The sequence below is a fragment of the Priestia endophytica genome, from assembly GCF_026790145.1.
Taxonomy (GTDB): domain Bacteria; phylum Bacillota; class Bacilli; order Bacillales; family Bacillaceae_H; genus Bacillus_I; species Bacillus_I endophytica_A.
In genome coordinates this window covers 350,553-366,715 of record NZ_JALAMS010000001.1, presented here as the reverse complement: position 1 = coordinate 366,715, position 16,163 = coordinate 350,553, and the positions used below count along the sequence as shown (strand labels likewise).

Genomic DNA, 16,163 nt, shown 5'->3' with positions numbered 1-16,163 from the left:
AAACCCACTGCAACATTATTACCACACTTTCTTTCTTATTAAAAGACTTTTTACATAAATTTAAGTTACAATTATAATGTAATGCGCTTTCATAAGTAATCATTTCGCTAACATCTATTACCATAAGAATTCAATTTCTTATGGATTGTAAATGGAGGGAAAAAACATATGATTTCACCGGAAGCTAGACAACGATTTATCTCTATTGTTGGCCAAGAAAGTTATTACGATTCAAAAGCAGACCTTCTTGCCTATTCATATGATGCTACTCCTAGTTTTCAAGCTCTTCCAGATGCTGTCCTAGTCCCATCATGTACAGAAGACGTCAAAAAAATTGTAGAAACTTGTTCTTCCTATAACATTCCAATCGTACCAAGGGGCTCAGGAACTAACCTTTGTGGGGGCACCTGTCCAACTCAAGGAGGCATTGTTCTTCTCTTTCATAAGATGAACAAAATTTTAGAAATTGATGAAGATAATTTAACGGCCACTGTTCAACCAGGTGTTATTACCTTAAATTTTATTACAGAAGTAGAAAAAAGAGGGCTTTTCTATCCGCCAGATCCGAGCTCTATGAAAATTTCTACACTCGGTGGCAACATTAGCGAAAATTCCGGAGGTCTTCGCGGCTTAAAGTATGGTGTTACACGAGACTATGTGTTAGGTCTCGAAGTTGTGCTTGCTAACGGAGATATCATCAAAACTGGTGGTAAGCTTGCAAAAGACGTTGCTGGATACGATTTAACCCGCCTTTTTGTTGGATCTGAAGGAACGCTTGGCATTGTTACAGAAGCCACATTAAAGCTCATCCCAAAACCTCAAAGTAAAAAGACTGCGCTTGCTCTTTATAATGATTTAGAAAGTGCTGCACGCTCTGTTTCAAGTATTATTGCCCATAAAATCATTCCTACAACGCTTGAATTTCTAGATCAGCCAACCCTTCAAGTTGTGGAAGATTTTGCTCATATTGGTCTTCCTACAAATGTGGAAGCTGTTCTGCTCATTGAACAAGATGGCCCCCTACATATTGTAGAAAAAGAAATGGATAGCATTGCTTCTCTATGTCAAGCTCACGGCGCTATTTCTGTTGACGTGGCATCTTCAGAAGAGCATGCAGAAGCTTTAAGAACAGCCCGTCGTTCTGCTCTCAGCGCTTTAGCGCGTCTTAAGCCAACAACTATTCTAGAAGATGCAACAGTTCCACGCTCACAAGTAGCGAAAATGGTACTTTCGATTAAAGAAATTGCTCAAAAATATAATATTACAATTTGCACATTTGGTCATGCAGGTGATGGCAATCTTCACCCTACTTGCCTTACTGATGAACGAAACAAAGAAGAAATGCACCGTGTTGAACAAGCTTTTGAAGACATTTTCGCACGCGCTCTTGAACTTGGTGGAACAATTACAGGAGAACACGGAGTAGGTGAAATGAAGGCTCCCTATTTAGAATGGAAACTTGGAGAAGAAGGAATAAAGGCGATGCAAAATTTGAAGAAAAGCTTTGATCCTCAAAACATTTTAAATCCTGGTAAGCTGTTTGCCAAAGACACAAAAAAACGGGTGGTTATTTCCTCATGAATAAAACATTACAGATGACTGAAATGATGGAGCGCTTTGCGAGAGAGATGGATAATGATGAACTTCTTAACTGTATGCGCTGCGGATTTTGTCTTCCTTCATGTCCAACATATATTGAATCAGGTTATAAAGAAACACACTCACCACGTGGTCGTATTGCTTTAATAAAAGCTGTCTCAGATGGAATGATAGAACCTGATCAAGATGTCCAGCGCTCATTAGATCTATGCCTTGGCTGCAGAGCTTGCGAACCTGTGTGTCCTTCTGGAGTAAAATATGGTCACCTTCTAGAAGATGCACGGTACATTATAAACCAAACAAAGAAAAAATCTTTCAAAGAAAAAACAGTCCGAAAATTTGTCTTCAATGAACTTTTCCCACACCAAGAGAGGATAAGCCAAGCAACTGGGCTTCTTCATATGTACCAAAAGTCAGGCCTGCAAAAGCTGGCCCGAAAAACCCAATTAATTAACCTTCTTCCCGAGCAGCTAAGAACAATGGAAAAAGTATTGCCTGAAGTTCCAACACGAAAAGAAATAATGAAAAGACCTCGTCATTTGCATGCTGTTGGATATGCTAAAAAGCGTGTAGCCTTTTTTTCAGGTTGCTTAATGGATACTATGTTTTTAAAAACTAATCAAGCAACAGCTGAACTTCTGCAGCTCGCTGGGTGTGAAGTAATAATCCCCTCCACTCAAGTGTGCTGTGGGGCTCTTCACGGGCACAGTGGGGAAAAAGACGGTGCTAAACAACTTGCTAAAAGAAACATCGAGGCTTTTGAAAAAGAGAATGTAGACTATATTATTACAAATGCTGGAGGGTGTGGAGGTTTTCTTATTGATTATGCTCATCTCCTTCAAGATGAAGAAGAATGGAAAAAGCGAGCTCAATCTTTCGTTCATAAACTAAAAGATATCTCTTCCCTCTTAGTAGAGCTGGACTTCCATAAAAAAGAGCTTGCCCTCCCATCTCAAATTATTACGTATCAAGATTCTTGTCACTTACGCAATGTGATGAACACACATGAGGAACCAAGAAAGCTATTACGCTCTCTCACTAACGTTTCTTATATCGAAATGGAGAACGCAGAAAGCTGCTGTGGCTCTGCTGGCATCTATAATATTTTAGAATCAGAAATGTCCATGCAAATTTTAGACCGCAAAATGAGCTCTGTACAAAAAACACATTGTCAAACTGTTGTAACAACAAATCCTGGTTGTCTACTCCAAATGAAGCTTGGTATTGAAAGAGAAGGACTTAGTGATAAAATAAGAGCTGTTCACTTAGTCGATTTATTAAAAGAAGCTTTGGAATATAAAAAGCATGCTCTGTAAAGAGCATGCTTTTTGTGTTACGAACGTTTCACTAACCAATCTCCAATGCAAGGATATGTTTCCTTTACAGCTTTTGGTCCAAATACAACAGAAACATGTCCTGTATTTAGAAGCTTAAATTCTTTGTCCTTGCTGGAAATAACATTCATTAATGATTCTACTTGTTGCGGCATTGCAATATGATCTCGGTCTGCCGCAATATTTAAAACGTTTGCTTTAATTTTAGACAAGTCTACTTTTCGACCTCTTACAGTGAGTTCCCCTTTGATTAGCTTGTTTTGTTGATAAAAATCGCGAATCCACTGACGATAAGCTTCACCTGGGAATGGAATACCATCTCCTACCCACTTCTGCATCAATTTCCAGCTTTCAACAAAACGCTGATTTTCTGATCGATCCATAAGCGTAACGTATGGACCATAGAAGTTCGTAATTGGTTTAAGCATCTTATTCCCAAAATCAATCATATCAGGAGGAATATTGCCAAGTGTATCAACTACTTTATCAAGGTTAAAGTAGCGTTCATCTAAGAACACACCATATAGTCCTGTTTCTGAGAAATCAAAAGGACTAGTCATAAAAATGAGGTTCTTAATTGGTAAATCATCATGTAGAGAAGCGAAGATAGATGTCATTGTTCCACCCATACAATATCCTAAGATGGACAAATCACTAGCTCCTGACGTACGCAACACTTTTTTCACTGCTCTTGGAATGTAGTCTAAAATATAATCATCAAGCTTCATATCTTGGTCTTCAAGCCCAGGAGTGCCCCAATCTAATAGATACACGTCAAATCCGCGATCAAGAAGATATTCTACAAGACTGTTCCCCTTTGTCAAATCAAGAATATACGGTTTATTGATAAGAGCGTATACCATTAAGATAGGTGTACGGTGAGTAGTTTCTTGTTTTGGCACATATCTATAAAGCTTTGCTTTATTCTTTTTCCAAATGGTCTCCTTAGGAGTTAACCCTACTTCAGGCTCGGGTTCTGTTGTTAAAATTTCCACTGCCCGTTTAAAGCGTCGAGCAGAATGTTTATACTCCTTTGGCATCGTAGCTAACAATTTTTCCATCTGCTCTGCATATGGTCTAGTTCCAATTGACACACGTACTCACTCCTTTTCATTTTTTTATATAACCTAACGGAAAGACGCTATCATGTTGCAGACAACGTCTTGATGGTCAATTACATATATAAACCGCCGTTAATGCTTAGCTCTTGACCTGTAATATAAGCTCCATCTTGGCATAAGTATAAAACGCCACGAGCAATTTCTTCTGCATGACCGAGACGACGCGCAGGGATTTTTGAAATAACTTGTTCACGTACATTTTCAGGCATAGCCATTACCATTTCTGTCTCAATGAATCCTGGACAAATTGAGTTTACTGTTACGCCTGTGCGTGCAAGCTCTAAAGCTAGAGATTTTGTAAACCCTAACAAACCAGCTTTCGCAGCAGCGTAGTTTGTTTGGCCAAATCCTCCCGCTTGTCCAATGATGGAAGAAATGTTAATTACTCGCCCACCTTCTGATTCTAAAAGGTATGTAAGTGCTGCGGAAGTAGTGTTATAGACGCTATTTAAGTTCACATCAATAACTTTTTTCCAATCCTCTTCCCCAAGTTTCTTAAACGTTCTATCGCGTGTAATGCCCGCATTGTTTATTAAAATATCAAGCTGTCCAAATGCTTCTTTTGTTTCTTCAATAAGGCGTTTAGCTTGTTCACTATAAGAAACATCTGCTCCAATAGCAACCGCTGCTCCACCTTCTGCTTCAATTTGCTTTACAATCTCTTCTGCACTTTCTTTGTTGCTGTTATAGTTGACAACAACCTTCACTCCGTTTTTCGCCAATTCCTTTGAAATAGCTGCTCCGATTCCTTTAGATCCACCTGTTACGACTGCTACTTTTCCCTGTAATGAAGTCAACATCATTCTCCCCTTTGTTTTAAACTAGTTGTTTTTTTCTCTTTATCTTGACGTTTTTATACTTATCTTTATTTCTTTGATGAAGATTGCTGTTGTTGCTTTGGTGAGTTCCCAGCCTGTCTTTGGTTTTTTGCTTCTCCCTTTTCAGAAGATGCAGCCGTTTCTGCTCCTGCAGATGGCTTCACATTATCTTTAATAACAGACTGAATTTGTTCGTTTTGAGAAGAAAGTTCCTCTCGTAATGTTTCTGGCAACGCTTCCTGTAGTTGCTGTTGCGCTTGTAGAAGTTCCATTACTTGGTCAAGCTTTTTAATCTTTTCGTTTTGAGAAGAAAGTTCCTCCCGCAACGTTTGTGGCAACGTTTCCTGTAATTGCTGTTGCGCTTGTAGGAGTTGAACTACTTGGTCAAGCTTCTTATCTAATGCTTTCACATCAGATTTGATTTTCGTAAATTCTCGTTTGAAGTTTGGCGCATTGCTTTGCTCATCTTCGAGGTTATCAAAGCGCTCTTCAAGAAAATCCACCTTTTCTTCCACATTTACAACAAGAGTTGCTACATTTGCAATGTCTTCTTTCGAAGGAATATTAATATGTTCCAAGCATTTTGTTGTTACTTCATTAACAGCTTGCTGGTACTGAAGATTTAAGTTTAATACTTTTCCCATCCAGTCAGAGAATTCATCCTTCTTCATGTTTTCTCCTAAAACCTTTCCCCAGTACGATTCAGTCTTGTCATACATATCCTTCCATGCTAAAAACGGGTCGAATAATTTTTGCTGATCCATTTTCTCCACTCCCTTCTTTTCTCGATGATGACCTTTCCTTGAGAAAAATTGAACAATCTAAAATATGTGGAAAGGGTATATATTCATTATAGAATCCTTTTTAACAATAAACAATTCTAAATTTTTGATATATTTTGACGTTCTTTGGAGAATATTGTCGAAACTCTTCAATTAATTGTTAAACTTCAGAATTTTTTTATTGACACTAACATCATGTAGGTGTAAATTACACTTATAGACATAGAAATACATTCCATCTACTCATACCAGCTTATTATTTTAGATTGGGGGGGTACGATGTCATCGAAAGAAACAAAACCAAAAAAAGAGGCTGACAAATCGTTAGGTGGAGCGCCAAAAAATTTAATGATTCCGTTTTTACTACTGAGTTTGCGGGAATGGAATCTACATGGCTATAAGCTTATTCAACAGCTTATGAACTTTGGATTTACATCAATTGATCAAGGGAACGTTTATCGTACTCTTCGTCAATTGGAAAAAGACGAACTCGTAAAGTCTGAATGGGATACTTCTTCAGACGGACCAGCAAGACGCATTTATTCTATAACTGAAGCTGGGGAACAGTATTTAACAATCTGGGCTAAGTCTCTTGAGCAATACCAAAGCATGTTAAATTCATTTTTCGATCTTTACGCAAACATGTTTTTCCCTTTCAATGCTTCAAAAAAAGTAGAAAAAGAAGAAGAAAAGTAATCGAAAGAAGATTCACAGGCCTAAGGCTGTGTTTCTAGATACAATGGATCGTGAGATAGACAACTATGACTGTTCTTTTTAGATTATTGCACCTTCACGCTCCGCTTACTTTTTCATTATCCAAAGGAGGAAATACGCAATGGCAAACGTTAAGTATGATGCAGTAATCGATATGATGTGGGATCAATGGTCTAAAGGATTTAACACCCTTCTAGAAGGTAGCAAAAACTTCGAAGAATGGACGCTTAAGGCTCTTTCTGGTCAAAAACAATTTGTTGAAAAAGCAATGGAACAAGTTGAACAAACAGATGAGCAATGGCAACAAGAACTTCAGGAAGTTCAAGCTCAAACAGTTGAAAACATCCGCAAAACAGCAGGAGAAAGTGTTGCTCAGTCTTATGACCAATGGATGCAACGTGTAAATGAAGCAATGGTAAAAATGAAGCAGCTTTCTTCTGAACAACAAAAAGCTGGTTATAATTTCATTAAACAAGCTCAAGAACAATATGAAGCATCTGTTCAACAATTTGTGAACGAGCATCATAAGCTTCGTATTGAGATGCAATCAGCATCTGAAAATTATATGGATCAACTTAAGTCATACCAAAAAACATTCCTTCAATCAATTGAGCCTTATACATTAGCGAAATAAGTATTTATTCCTTGCTTGGAAAGCGATAACAGGTATTTTTCGCATTGTAACTCCTATACTATAGATACAGCCTGAGAGCTGTAAATGTATAAAAGGAGTGAACGAGATGGCTCGTCGAAATAAATTACTTGTACCTGGTGTTGAAAGCTTTCTTGATCAATATAAATATGAAATTGCTCAAGAGTTTGGTGTAACGCTAGGATCTGATACAGCAGCTCGTGCTAACGGCTCTGTTGGTGGCGAAATTACAAAACGCCTTATTGCACAAGCACAGCAAAACAACCTAAAATAATATAAATGGCAAAAGGCACAAGCGATTGCTTGTGCCTTTCATTTGCGCTATTCTTCTTCTGTTTCTTCATCTTGATTGCTCTGCTCGTTTTCAGTATGAGGTAGAGGCGCTTTTGATCCAGCATGAGGCGGTACAGTTTGGTCATCTTTTCCTTGCTGCTGAGAAGGTACAGCTGGTTTTTGGTTCTCATCCTCAGGTGTTGAATGTGGAACTTCTGGTTCCTCTTCATTATTTGCTTCACTTTGATTTTCATTTGGCTTTGTTGGTTGAGCATTATCCTCGTCTGTTTCTGTTTCTTCTTCATCCTCGTCTGTTTCTTGTTTAGAATCTTGCTCTGTTTCTTCTGGCTTTGTTTCTTGTTCATCTTTCTCTACATTCTCTTCTGAAGATGTAGGTTCTTCTTCTACATCAGTCTCTTCTTCTTTACTTTCTTCTTTTTCGGTTTTTTCATCTTCTTCCGTTTCTTCAGTTGACACCTGATCGTCATCTTCAAGTTGTTGATCTTTTGGGTCTTTTTCCGGATCTTTTTCTTCTATATATTTGCCTGCTGAGAGTCCTTTCTTTTGAGCTTCATTTCGCTTCTTAAAGGAACAATCTTTTTGAACAAATTTATATTCTGACTCCCGCCATGTCTTTGTTGAGTCTTTGACAACTTTTGAAAAGTCTTCCTTTTCTTTACTAGCTTCATCTCTATAAGAAGTTGTGACAATAATTTCCTTATTTTTATGAAGATAGCCCTCTTCTTCGCTTTTCTCTAAAATTCGATTTGCTACCTTTTTAAATGACTCATATTTCCATTTCCTCTTTAACTTTGCAATAATCTCTTTTCCTTCTTTATTATATCCTGTTAGTGAAATTACTTCGTATGACGGATTAACCCCTATTTCAATGCTTGGATTAATATCGATTGATACATAAGCGAACACTTCTTGTTTGTTTTGACCAAAGGGAATGAAAAATAATAAAAGAGCGGCTGCAATTACTAAGCTTGTAAAAGCCATCCTTCTCCACTTTGAACGCTGCCTTTGCTGATTTTGCCATTTTCTTGATGAATAAAGCTTAACGGGAACTTCTTCACCAAGCTCATACGTCGCTTTCTCTCGCTTCGCTTTTGCAAATTCACCATCAGGGGTTAGTACAACAATATACTCACGGTTTATATCCATCACAATACCTTTTTTCAAGATGTGAGCACCCCTTTTATATAGTCTTTTAAATACACGTACTCTCCTGCTAAAACTATCGTCATTGCAATAATATATTTTCGGTTGCGCTCAATGGTTTTCCGGCTAACATGAACACCTTTTTCGATTTTCCCAATTTGAAGCCTTTTTTTCAAAAAGAGCGCTTCTAGTACATCAGGGTGACGAACAATCCACTCCGCAACTTCCATTGCATTTTTTCTCGCCTGTTTATGCTTTGGTGTTTCATTCACAATTTCCTCCAATGAGAGACTAAAAAGCTTTAACTGCTCATTGTAGTGAATGATTTCTTCCTTTCTCATTTCTTGCTCAAGCTTTTGTGAATAGTAGTTTATCGACAAATCTGCATCATATTGTGTACTATCATCAATTGATGGGTCCTGCAGCTGACGTGAACGAACTTCTTTGCGTATATAGTCAATAACACGTCTTTTTATCACTAATTCGCAGAAACTTAAGAAAGAACTTCCTTTTACACCGGTATATTTTTCGATAGCTTCGTGAAAAGCAATGAGACCAATACTAAATTCATCGTCTGTTTCATATATGTAGCGCTTGCACACGCTTGACACCGTTTTTGCAATAAACGGCTTATACTGTTCTAAAAGCTCGTTCTGCACAATATCATCACCACTCTGAGCCTGCATAACAAGCTCTTCTACCGTGTGTTTCCGTTTCACTCCAAATAGAATGCTCAGCATTGATCTCACCTTCTTTTCATAAAGTATTCGCGACTAATGTCCTATTTCAGGGTATATTCCAAGTAATTGTTTATTATACATTAACACTTAAAAGGTGACTATACGCAAAAAGATGTGCTTTTTCCACAATCTCACATAAAAAAAGAGAGTAATGACACATGCTTTTTTACTTAGCACATTCATTGCTCTCTTTCACTATCTTGTATAAATAACTTCCTTAAATGAAGTTAGTATGTTGCTTCTTTTTTCTGATCCTTTTCATGTGAAGGCTCTTTTTTAGATAAGAACCATCCACCAAGACCAATTAAAACTAACACAATCCAGAATGAAATTTTCCATAGTTTTGATTCAGGGAAGTGTTCATTAATGATCCCTAACTCTGGATGTGCCAATGTGTAAACAGCAAGTTTCACACCAACCCAGCCTACGATTAGAAAGGCAGCTGTCTCAAGACCTGGACGTGTTTTCAGAAGCTTAACAAATGCATTTGCAGCAAAACGCATAATAATTAAACCAATTAATCCTCCAAGGAAGATGATAGCAAATTGACCTCCGTCAAGGCCTCCAATTTCAGGGAAAGTTGTTGGAGGTAACGTTACCGCTAAAGCTACTGCAGCTAAGATCGAATCAACAGCAAACGCAATGTCTGCAAGTTCAACTTTTAAGACTGTAACCCAGAAACCAGATTTTGCTCGCTTCTTATTAAGCATTTCCTCATCTGGTTCTTCATGTTCATCGCTTTTCTTCTTAACAAATTTCTTAAACAAATGGTTAAATGCAATAAACAATAAGTAAATCGCTCCAATTGCTTGAACTTGCCAAACATCAACAAGGAAAGAAATAATGAATAATGAACCAAGACGGAAAACAAAGGCCCCCGCTAATCCATAAAACAATGCTTTTTTACGTTGATCATCAGGCAAGTGCTTAACCATAATAGCAAGCACAAGTGCATTATCTGCTGCCAATACTCCTTCTAAAACAATTAAGACAAGTAACACCCAGCCATACTCAAGTAATAGTGATGTATCCAATCCTTTTGCTCCTCTCTTTTTTGCCTTTCTATCTATAGTTGCTATTCCCTACGTAAAGGTTTAAAACACATAAAAAAGACCTTTGCCAAATATGGCAAAGGTCTTGCTAAGCATATATATGCCAATACAGCCGATGAACACAATGTTCATGTAATGACGACTATATTTCAGGTTTCCCTGACGCTACTCCCCTTTACGTGGAAGGAATTTATATTTTATTATAATTTTATTCTAAATGGATATGACTTACATGTCAACAAAAAATATAGGCTTTTTTATTTATTCTGTTTTTTTAGACGTGAAGTCTTTTACATTGTATTTTTCATAAGCTTTCTTTCGCTTCTTTTTGATAAGAGCATAAATAACAATAAGAACAACCACGCCAAGAATAACTTCCCACTTATATTCATCAAGAAGTTTGGAAGCAATCTCTTTACCTTGATCTCCAAACTTATAGCCAATATATACATAAAAGAATGTTGTAGGAAGCATCGCTAAGAAGGTATAAACGCTAAACACCCAAACGTTCATTTTTGCCATCCCACAAGGAATGGAAATCAATGTTCGAATTCCCGGAAGAAATCGTCCTGTAAAGGCAACAATTGCTCCATGCTTTTGAAAAAAAGCATCCGCTGCATTAATCTGTTTGTCTTTAATAAAAAAGAACCTGCCAAACCTTTGCAGAAAAGGGCGGCCTCCGTATCGACCTACAGCATATAGAGTAAGTGGACCTGTTACTCCTCCAATTGTTCCAGCCAAAACGGTTAACCATAAATTCATATCTCCATCTTGTACCCATGTTCCTGCTAAAGGTAAAACAAGCTCTGCTGGTACGAATTCAAATGTCAAAGCAAGCATAATTCCGAAGTAGGAAAGACTTTTAAAATACTCAATAAAATCTAAAATCATCTGCTCCATGAAGGAAACATTCACCACCTATTTTATTTAAAATCCAATATTTATCATAAAGAAAAGTTTCTTAATATACAAGCTATAAAACGAACGGGATGAAAGAAAGTTTCGCTTTTCTCTTCAAATATTGACAACTTTTTTATTCTTTTCTCTATATTTTGTATAAGGAAGAAAAAAGCAACAAAGAATATAGCCAATGATAAATGCAACGGGGGATTTTATATGTTTTCATGGCTTAGAGGCTCATCCAAAAAAGAAGAAACAAGACTTTCTGTTCCACAAGCATTCGATATTCTCCATTCATCAAGTGATTTTTTACCTGTTTCAATTGGAGAGGATGAAAACATATTTGTTTTGTCTTATTATAAATCTCTCATTGATGCTCAAGATTTACAAGAGCAGTTTATTTGTAGTGTAAAACGCGCTCGCGATGATATCACAACACTCGAAGATTTAAAGACATATATCCCATATGAAGATGTCACTATTACATCAGATGGAAAAAAAGTAATGGATAAGTTACTTGAAGGCTATATTGCTTTTCAAATACATACAGAACAAAAAGAATGTGCACTTATTAAAGTTCTGAATATTGAAGGCGGCTTTCGAACTGAAAACGATACTGAAAATGAATTTAGTGTAACAGGCCCAAAGCTTGGATTTGTAGAAGATCTTGATATGAATCTATATATGTTACGGAAGACTTTCGTAACAGAAAGGCTATCATTTAAAGAAGTTTCTCTTGGTAATTTATCCAAATCACGTATTGTCATTGTTTATGTAGAAGGCATTACAAATGAAAAGCATATTGAAAATGCAACAGAGCGAATCAATAATATTGATTTTGATGTTGTGTTTGATGGCTCTCTTCTTGATCAGCTTCTTTCAGATAACCAAAACACCCCTTTTCCACTTTTCCTTGGAACAGAACGGATTGATCGTGCCATCCAGACGCTCATAAATGGCCAGATTGTTATTTTCACAAGTGGTTCACCTTATGCAATTACAGGTCCTTCATCTCTATTTGATTTTTTCATTTCACCTGAAGACTATTATTTACCTTGGATGATCGGCTCTTTTCTAAGAGTGACCCGTTTTTTTGCTGTAGCTTTTTCCATTTTTGCTAGTGCTATGTATGTTGCTGTATTAACGTTTCACTACGAAATGATTCCAAAAGACCTGCTTGGCCCTCTTGTTTATTCAAGAGCAAACGTTCCATTTCCACCTGTACTCGAAGTGCTCTTTTTAGAAATTACCATTGAGCTCCTTCGTGAAGCAGGAGCACGGTTACCTACTAAAATCGGCCAAACGCTTGGTATTGTTGGAGGTATTGTGATTGGGCAAGCGTCTGTTGAAGCATCGTTAACAAGTAGTGTATTGTTAATTATCGTCGCCTTAGCAGCTCTCGCTTCTTTCACAACACCTACTTCACGCATGTCTAATACAATTCGTCTGTTGCGTTTCCCTTTCATTATTTTAGCCGCTTTTTTAGGTGGATTAGGAATTGTGATCGGAATTGTCTTTTTACTCGTTCACTTAATGCGCCTTCAGTCGCTCACAAGTCCATATCTCGCTCCACTATATCCGTTCCGTTCAAAAGATATGTGGGGATTTCTATTTCGCCCACCGTACAACTTCTCAATTGCAAGACCAGCTTATTTAAGACCTCTTTCCAAATGGAGATATAATCCGAAAAGAGGAAATAAAACAAAAGATATAGACAAGGAATGAACAAGATGAAGAAAAGATCCCTACTCGTTCTTTTGATGTTTTCTATCCCCTTTTTATCAAGTTGCTCTTCCTTTGTTATTGATGATGTTTTAGTTGTTCAAGGAATAGGACTAGATTATACAAAGGACGGAAAGATTCGTGGGACTGCTCTTTTTCCTCTTTTCCGAGAAAGCACAACAGAGGAACCGAGTACAATTAGTGTTACAACTGATAATACGTATAATATTTTACAAAAAATTAATGAAAAATCAGCACTTCGAATGGTGGAAGGCCAAACGCGTATTCTTTTATTTGGAAAAGCTTATGCTAAACATAATATAGAAGAAATCATTCATAGTTTCTCAAGAAGTCCCTCTCTCGGTCGGCGCGTTCATGTAGCTGTCGTGGATGGAAAAGCAGAAACAATGTTACAAGCCGTAACAAAAAAAGATGTAAAGGAATCGCTTTACATTACAGATTTAATTGAACAAAACATCCATACAGAAAACTTGCCATATACAAACCTTCATGTTTTTTTCTCAAATTACTATGGAAAAGGGCGAGATGTTTTTCTTCCTTATTTAGGGGGCGAAAAAGACGAAATCAAATTGAAAGGGCTAGCCATTTTTGATAAAGAAAGGCTTGTCACAACGTTAAATATGAAAGAAACGTTTTTATTTAAACTCATTCGCAGCGGCTCTAAAAATGGTCTTTATCATACGTTTATTAAAGCAGAAGGAAAAAAAGGAGCGGTTGTTCTTCGCAATTTATATGCCAGACAGTCTATGACATATTCAAAAAAGAACAACTCAATTAAAGTTGATGTACACATTAACGGACTCCTAAAAGAATATCCTGCTTGGGTAAATGCAAAAGAAAGAAAACAAGTGTACGATATTGAAAATCAAATTAAAGATGAACTCACCAAAAATGGAAATAGAATTGTTCAAGACATGCAAAAACTGCAAGTTGATCCAATTGGATTTGAGGATTTTGCAAGAAGCAAAACACGTCACTTCGATTGGAAGGAGTTTCACAATCGTTATCCAGACATGGATATTAAAGTAAATATCGATGTAAAGCTTACTCAAACAGGAATTGGTGAATAAAGAAAGGAGGCAATGCACTATGTCTAAGATTGTGGATGAAAAATTTCAAGTTTCCCCTTTTCTAGTTTTCTTTCTTATTCACGGCTTTCAAATTGGAGTTGGCATTTTAGCTTTTCAACGATTGGTGGCCAAATATGCAGAGCAAGATTCATGGATTCCCCTCTTCCTAGCTTCCTTTGCAATTCATATTGTAATTTGGTTTTGCTACAAAATGCTTTCTGAAGAGCAGCCTGACATAATTGCTGTTCATCAGTTTTTATTTGGAAAATGGATAAGCAAACTATTAGATTTTGCTTTTTTGATCTATATTTTTTTGATTTGTTTAGCTATCTTTCGAACTTATATAGAAGTATTGCAGTTATGGATGTTTCCCCTTCTCCCAACTTGGGTTCTTTCTCTTGTTATCATTGCTATTACCTACTACATTCTTACTTCTGGATTTCGAATTGTAGCAGGTGTTGCTTTTTTCAGCGTCATTCTGCCATCTTTTTTATGGGTGATGCTCATTTTCCCTCTTCAGTTTGCAAATTACCGAAATTTACTTCCTGTTTGGGATCATTCTGTTCAAGATATATTGATGGCTTCAAAAGTCTTTATGTTTGAGTTTAGTGGATTTGAACCATTACTTATTTTTTATCCTTTTATAAAGAAAGCCCATAAATCTCAAAAGTTTGCTCATGGAGCAAATGCTCTGACGTTTTTCACTTATTTCATTATTCTTCTTGTTTCACTTGTTTATTTTAATAAAGAAGAAATTCAGCACACTATTTATCCTACGCTGTCGATGGCTAAAATTATTGAAATTCCATTTATTCAACGTTTTGAATATATCGTGATTTCCCTTTGGTTTCTTGTCATCATCCCTGGAATTTCTATTTCAACCTGGTGCTGTGCACGACTATGTAAGAGAAGCTTCTCTCTGCGTCCATCTCGATTTCTACCTTTCTTTTTTGCCTGTCTTTTTGCTGGAGCTCTTTTTTTTGATACACGTTATGAAATTAATTCACTCGGGAAGTATTCAAGTTTCATCGGTCTTTTCCTCTTTATTTTATACATTCCACTGCTCAGCATTTTAACAATGCTTAAGCGAAAATGGCAAGGAATGAAAAAAAAGCCAAAGGAAGCATAACGCTTCCTTTGGCTTTTTTATGAAAATAACTTTTGGTATTCCCCATATCCTTCTTTTTCAAGTTCTGATTTTGGAATAAAACGAAGCGCTGCTGAGTTGATACAATAACGTAAACCACCATGTGAAGAAGGACCATCATCAAACACGTGTCCTAAGTGAGCATTTCCGCCTTTGCTACGTACCTCCGTACGAATCATGCCGTGCGATGTGTCGGTTTCCTCTTCAACAACACTTTTATCAATTGGTTTTGTAAAAGAAGGCCATCCACATCCTGCATCGTATTGATCCTGTGAACTAAAAAGAGGCTCACCTGATACGATGTTAACGTAAATTCCCTCTTCTTTGTTGTCCCAATATTCATTACGGAAAGGAGGCTCAGTCCCATTGTTTTGAGTTACTTCATATTGCATTGGGGTAAGGCGATTGCGAAGCTCTTCTTGCTGTTCTTTATTGCTCCAAGCTTCTTTTAAAAAACCTTCACGTCCAGAACCTTTTCGATACATTTTGTAGCGAATTGGATGTTTTTTATGATAATCTTGATGATATTCTTCAGCTGGATAAAACGGCTTAGCTTCTATTATAGGCGTAACGATAGGTTTCGAGAATCGACCGCTTTTTGCTAGGTTCTCTTTTGACTTTTCAGCAATTTGACGTTGCTCTTCACTATGATAGAAAATAGCTGTTTTATATGATTCTCCTCGATCAGCAAACTGTCCGCCTTCGTCTGTTGGGTCAATTTGTTGCCAAAATAATTCTACAAGTTTTTCATATGGAAAAATCTCTGGATTAAAAGTAATTTGAACAGCTTCAACATGTCCTGTTGTATCTGAACATACTTCTTCATATGTTGGATTTTCTTTATGGCCGCCCGTATATCCTGAAATGACTTTTTCAATGCCTGGCTGTTCGTCGAATGGTTTAACCATACACCAGAAGCAGCCACCTGCAAATGTAGCAATATGATTGTGACTTGTCATAATTCCAGCTCCTTTGTAAGCTTTGTTTTTTTATTATATCGTCTCCTTGTTCACTTTCAAAACAATATGCTATTTTCAGCATGCGCTCTCTTTTT

Annotated in this window: 16 protein-coding genes; 8 read left to right on the top strand and 8 right to left on the bottom strand. The window is 37.0% G+C overall.

The genetic code is table 11. The annotated features are described in order from the left end of the window. Nucleotides 1-168: 168 nt before the first annotated feature. Together glcD and MOC86_RS01865 are read left to right on the top strand one after the other, a co-directional pair. Nucleotides 169-1,581, top strand: a complete 1,413-nt coding sequence (gene glcD / locus MOC86_RS01870; protein ID WP_268582495.1) for a glycolate oxidase subunit GlcD — start codon at nt 169-171, stop codon at nt 1,579-1,581. Continuing rightward, entirely contained in the window at nt 1,578-2,915 is a 1,338-nt protein-coding gene (locus MOC86_RS01865; protein ID WP_268582494.1) for a (Fe-S)-binding protein, read from the top strand. Before glcD ends, MOC86_RS01865 begins: the two co-directional genes overlap by 4 nt. 17 nt (nt 2,916-2,932) lie before the next feature. On the opposite strand, the gene phaC is transcribed toward MOC86_RS01865, so the two are convergent. From phaC to phaR, 3 genes are all read right to left on the bottom strand, one after another. Further along, nucleotides 2,933-3,994 (bottom strand): class III poly(R)-hydroxyalkanoic acid synthase subunit PhaC, encoded by a 1,062-nt coding sequence (phaC, locus tag MOC86_RS01860; RefSeq protein ID WP_268582856.1) that lies wholly within the window; start codon nt 3,992-3,994, stop codon nt 2,933-2,935. Between the two features lie 113 nt (nt 3,995-4,107). Continuing rightward, the gene (phbB, locus tag MOC86_RS01855) at nt 4,108-4,851 is read right to left on the bottom strand and encodes an acetoacetyl-CoA reductase (protein WP_268582493.1); all 744 of its coding nucleotides are present in this window, start codon (nt 4,849-4,851) and stop codon (nt 4,108-4,110) included. A gap of 68 nt (nt 4,852-4,919) precedes the next feature. Next, nucleotides 4,920-5,636 (bottom strand): polyhydroxyalkanoic acid synthase subunit PhaR, encoded by a 717-nt coding sequence (gene phaR, locus MOC86_RS01850; RefSeq protein ID WP_268582492.1) that lies wholly within the window; start codon nt 5,634-5,636, stop codon nt 4,920-4,922. Nucleotides 5,637-5,933: 297 nt separating this feature from the next. Between phaR and phaQ the strand changes: the two genes are divergently transcribed. The 3 genes from phaQ to MOC86_RS01835 all read left to right on the top strand — a co-directional run bounded on the left by phaQ (nt 5,934) and on the right by MOC86_RS01835 (nt 7,294). After that, nucleotides 5,934-6,350: a poly-beta-hydroxybutyrate-responsive repressor gene (gene phaQ / locus MOC86_RS01845; protein WP_268582491.1), complete on the top strand. Its 417-nt coding sequence runs from the start codon at nt 5,934-5,936 to the stop codon at nt 6,348-6,350. Nucleotides 6,351-6,489: 139 nt separating this feature from the next. Beyond that, complete coding sequence (gene phaP / locus MOC86_RS01840; protein WP_268582490.1) at nt 6,490-7,002, top strand: polyhydroxyalkanoic acid inclusion protein PhaP; 513 nt, start codon at nt 6,490-6,492, stop codon at nt 7,000-7,002. A 106-nt stretch (nt 7,003-7,108) separates the two neighbouring features. Then, nucleotides 7,109-7,294, top strand: coding sequence for an alpha/beta-type small acid-soluble spore protein (locus MOC86_RS01835; protein ID WP_019392882.1), 186 nt, complete (start codon nt 7,109-7,111; stop codon nt 7,292-7,294). Nucleotides 7,295-7,341: 47 nt separating this feature from the next. Here MOC86_RS01835 and MOC86_RS01830 read toward each other — a convergent pair whose 3' ends face one another. The 4 genes from MOC86_RS01830 to MOC86_RS01815 form a co-directional block, all read right to left on the bottom strand. Further along, nucleotides 7,342-8,478: an anti-sigma factor domain-containing protein gene (locus MOC86_RS01830; RefSeq protein ID WP_268582489.1), complete on the bottom strand. Its 1,137-nt coding sequence runs from the start codon at nt 8,476-8,478 to the stop codon at nt 7,342-7,344. Beyond that, complete coding sequence (gene sigI / locus MOC86_RS01825) at nt 8,475-9,206, bottom strand: RNA polymerase sigma factor SigI (protein WP_268582488.1); 732 nt, start codon at nt 9,204-9,206, stop codon at nt 8,475-8,477. The genes MOC86_RS01830 and sigI overlap by 4 nt, the downstream gene beginning before the upstream one ends. Nucleotides 9,207-9,424: 218 nt before the next feature. Beyond that, nucleotides 9,425-10,231, bottom strand: a complete 807-nt coding sequence (locus tag MOC86_RS01820; RefSeq protein ID WP_268582487.1) for a TerC family protein — start codon at nt 10,229-10,231, stop codon at nt 9,425-9,427. Between the two features lie 279 nt (nt 10,232-10,510). Beyond that, nucleotides 10,511-11,149 (bottom strand): DedA family protein, encoded by a 639-nt coding sequence (locus MOC86_RS01815; protein ID WP_113754401.1) that lies wholly within the window; start codon nt 11,147-11,149, stop codon nt 10,511-10,513. Between the two features lie 216 nt (nt 11,150-11,365). Between MOC86_RS01815 and MOC86_RS01810 the strand changes: the two genes are divergently transcribed. The 3 genes from MOC86_RS01810 to MOC86_RS01800 are packed head-to-tail and all read left to right on the top strand — an operon-like array spanning nt 11,366 to nt 15,091. Continuing rightward, nucleotides 11,366-12,874, top strand: coding sequence for a spore germination protein (locus tag MOC86_RS01810; RefSeq protein ID WP_268582486.1), 1,509 nt, complete (start codon nt 11,366-11,368; stop codon nt 12,872-12,874). A gap of 5 nt (nt 12,875-12,879) precedes the next feature. Then, on the top strand, nt 12,880-13,962 hold the full coding sequence (locus tag MOC86_RS01805) for a Ger(x)C family spore germination protein (RefSeq protein ID WP_268582485.1): 1,083 nt from the start codon (nt 12,880-12,882) through the stop codon (nt 13,960-13,962). Between the two features lie 19 nt (nt 13,963-13,981). Further along, the gene (locus tag MOC86_RS01800; RefSeq protein WP_268582484.1) at nt 13,982-15,091 is read left to right on the top strand and encodes a GerAB/ArcD/ProY family transporter; all 1,110 of its coding nucleotides are present in this window, start codon (nt 13,982-13,984) and stop codon (nt 15,089-15,091) included. Between the two features lie 17 nt (nt 15,092-15,108). On the opposite strand, the gene msrB is transcribed toward MOC86_RS01800, so the two are convergent. Then, nucleotides 15,109-16,068, bottom strand: a complete 960-nt coding sequence (gene msrB, locus MOC86_RS01795; RefSeq protein WP_268582483.1) for a peptide-methionine (R)-S-oxide reductase MsrB — start codon at nt 16,066-16,068, stop codon at nt 15,109-15,111. Between the last annotated feature and the right edge of the window lie 95 nt (nt 16,069-16,163).

Excerpts from the sequence above, each read along its gene's own strand:
- MOC86_RS01815 (WP_113754401.1), bottom strand. The coding sequence starts at position 11,149 with ATGGAGCAGATGATTTTAGATTTTATTGAGTATTTTAAAAGTCTTTCC.
- MOC86_RS01865 (WP_268582494.1), top strand. The coding sequence starts at position 1,578 with ATGAATAAAACATTACAGATGACTGAAATGATGGAGCGCTTTGCGAGA.
- glcD (WP_268582495.1), top strand. The coding sequence starts at position 169 with ATGATTTCACCGGAAGCTAGACAACGATTTATCTCTATTGTTGGCCAA.
- MOC86_RS01835 (WP_019392882.1), top strand. The coding sequence starts at position 7,109 with ATGGCTCGTCGAAATAAATTACTTGTACCTGGTGTTGAAAGCTTTCTT.
- MOC86_RS01805 (WP_268582485.1), top strand. The coding sequence starts at position 12,880 with ATGAAGAAAAGATCCCTACTCGTTCTTTTGATGTTTTCTATCCCCTTT.
- msrB (WP_268582483.1), bottom strand. The coding sequence starts at position 16,068 with ATGACAAGTCACAATCATATTGCTACATTTGCAGGTGGCTGCTTCTGG.
- phaC (WP_268582856.1), bottom strand. The coding sequence starts at position 3,994 with ATGGAAAAATTGTTAGCTACGATGCCAAAGGAGTATAAACATTCTGCT.
- phaP (WP_268582490.1), top strand. The coding sequence starts at position 6,490 with ATGGCAAACGTTAAGTATGATGCAGTAATCGATATGATGTGGGATCAA.
- MOC86_RS01800 (WP_268582484.1), top strand. The coding sequence starts at position 13,982 with ATGTCTAAGATTGTGGATGAAAAATTTCAAGTTTCCCCTTTTCTAGTT.
- phaR (WP_268582492.1), bottom strand. The coding sequence starts at position 5,636 with ATGGATCAGCAAAAATTATTCGACCCGTTTTTAGCATGGAAGGATATG.
- MOC86_RS01810 (WP_268582486.1), top strand. The coding sequence starts at position 11,366 with ATGTTTTCATGGCTTAGAGGCTCATCCAAAAAAGAAGAAACAAGACTT.
- phaQ (WP_268582491.1), top strand. The coding sequence starts at position 5,934 with ATGTCATCGAAAGAAACAAAACCAAAAAAAGAGGCTGACAAATCGTTA.